1 pseudogene is annotated in these 2,696 nt (G+C 49.8%); it reads right to left on the reverse strand.

Annotated elements, in window-relative coordinates:
- Nucleotides 1-2,696, reverse strand: a pseudogene (gene rpoC / locus J5F18_RS20505) (DNA-directed RNA polymerase subunit beta'); the annotation flags it as partial.

Genomic DNA, 2,696 nt, shown 5'->3' on the forward strand with positions numbered 1-2,696 from the left:
TCTAACGGGGTAATCATTAAGCGACGCTTACCTTTGGTTTCTTTACCAAACGAGACGGTACCGCTGATTTCAGCAAGAATCGCAGGCTCTTTCGGCTTACGCGCTTCGAACAAGTCGGCAACCCGCGGTAGACCACCGGTAATATCGCGTGTTTTCGAACCTTCTTGCGGAATACGCGCCAAGGTGTCACCGATACCAACTTGCGAACCGTCATTCATGCTAACAATCGCATTACCTGGTAAGAAGTACTGCGCTGGCATGTCGGTACCCGGGATCATCACGTCTTTGCCTTTGGCATCTACGAGTTTCACCATCGGACGCATGTCCTTACCAGCCGTAGTACGCTGACCGGTTTCAAGAATGACGGTGCTGCTTAAGCCCGTCAATTCATCCGTTTGCGTCGTAATGGTCACGCCGTCGATCATATCAACGAACTTAATGTGACCTGCTACTTCGGTAATGATTGGATGCGTGTGCGGATCCCAGTTTGCGACTACTTCACCAGCAGCAACGTCGTCACCATCACGCTTCTTCAGAATCGCACCGTAAGGCACTTTATAACGCTCACGCTCGGCACCGAACTGGTCAATCAAGGTCAACTCGGCTGAGCGAGAAGTGATCACCAAGTGCTTGTCACTGTTCTCTACCGATTTCGCGTTGTGTAACTTGATGCGACCTGCGTTCTTCACTTGTACAGCATTTGCTGCAGAGTCCCGTGATGCCGCACCACCGATGTGGAACGTACGCATGGTTAACTGAGTACCCGGCTCACCGATTGACTGTGCTGCAATAACACCAACCGCTTCACCATCATTGACCATATGACCACGAGCAAGGTCGCGACCGTAACAATGAGAACACACACCATGAATACTGTCACAGGTAATAACTGAGCGAACTTTAACTTCGTCGACAGAGTTCTGTTCTAAGATGTCACACGCTTTTTCGTCAAGCAGGGTGTTGCGTGGTAGCAGGACTTCGTCAGTGCCTGGAACCATCACATCGTCACAGACCACACGACCAAGTACACGCTCGCGCAATGGCTCAACCACGTCACCGCCTTCGATCAACGGTTTGATGCTTAATCCGTCTAAGGTGCCACAATCTGATTCAGTGATAACCAAATCTTGCGCAACGTCAACCAAACGACGGGTCAGGTAACCTGAGTTCGCTGTTTTCAATGCGGTATCGGCCAAACCTTTACGCGCACCGTGGGTTGAGATGAAGTACTGAAGTACGTTCAGACCTTCACGGAAGTTGGCAACGATTGGCGTTTCGATGATTGAACCATCTGGTTTCGCCATCAGACCACGCATACCGGCGAGCTGACGAATCTGCGCGGGTGAACCCCGAGCGCCAGAGTCGGCCATCATATAAACCGAGTTGAATGCTTGCTGCTCTTCTTCTTCACCTTTCGCGTTGACAACCGTCTCTTTCGAGAGGTTTTCCATCATCGCTTTCGATACTTTTTCGTTCGCAGTTGACCAAATGTCGATAACTTTGTTGTATTTCTCACCCGCAGTTACCAAACCTTGCTCGAACTGTTCTTGGATTTCCGCGACCTGCTTTTCAGCATCTTCAATGATGTCTGCTTTCGCTGCAGGGATTTCCATGTCGTTGATACCGACTGAAGAACCCGACACCATCGCATAGTGGAAACCGGTATACATAAGTTGGTCAGCAAAGATAACAGTCGCTTTCAAACCACAATCACGATAGGTGCGGTTCAATAAGCGTGAAATCTGCTTTTTACCCATGTTTTGGTTAATTGCTTCGTACGGAAGACCTTCAGGTAAGATTAACGAGAAGATCGCGCGACCAATCGTCGTGTCGACGACTTTCACTTCTTCAGTACGCTCACCTTCTTCGGTAAAGAGTACTTCTTTAATCCGTACTTTGACCCGCGCGTGCAGCTCAGCCATACCGGTACGGTATGCTTTTTCTGCTTCTTTCGGGCTCTTCAATACCATGCCTTCGCCGCGACCATTAACTTTCTCACGAGTCATGTAGTACACACCCAAGACAACGTCTTGCGAAGGTACGATAATCGGCTCACCAGACGCTGGTGAAAGCACGTTATTGGTCGACATCATGAGTGCACGAGCTTCCATTTGCGCTTCAAGCGTCAATGGAACGTGAACAGCCATTTGGTCACCGTCGAAGTCAGCGTTATAGGCCGCACACACGAGTGGGTGCAGTTGAATCGCTTTACCTTCGATCAGGACTGGTTCGAACGCTTGGATACCTAAACGGTGCAAGGTTGGTGCACGGTTAAGTAATACCGGATGCTCGCGAATAACCTCATCGAGGATATCCCAAACTTCCGCGGTTTCCCGCTCAACCATTTTCTTCGCAGCTTTGATCGTTGTCGCTAAACCACGGCCTTCCAATTTGCCATAAATAAACGGCTTGAATAACTCAAGTGCCATTTTCTTCGGCAAACCACACTGATGCAGGCGTAACTTAGGACCAACGGTGATAACTGAACGGCCAGAGTAGTCAACACGCTTACCAAGACGGTTTTGACGGAAACGACCTTGCTTACCTTTGATCATGTCAGCAAGTGACTTCAAAGGACGCTTGTTCGAGCCAGTAATCGCGCGGCCGCGACGACCGTTATCTAATAACGCGTCAACGGCTTCTTGCAGCATCCGCTTTTCGTTGCGCACGATAATATCCGGAGCCGCAAGGTCAAG

This window comes from Halomonas sp. BM-2019 (assembly GCF_017584085.1).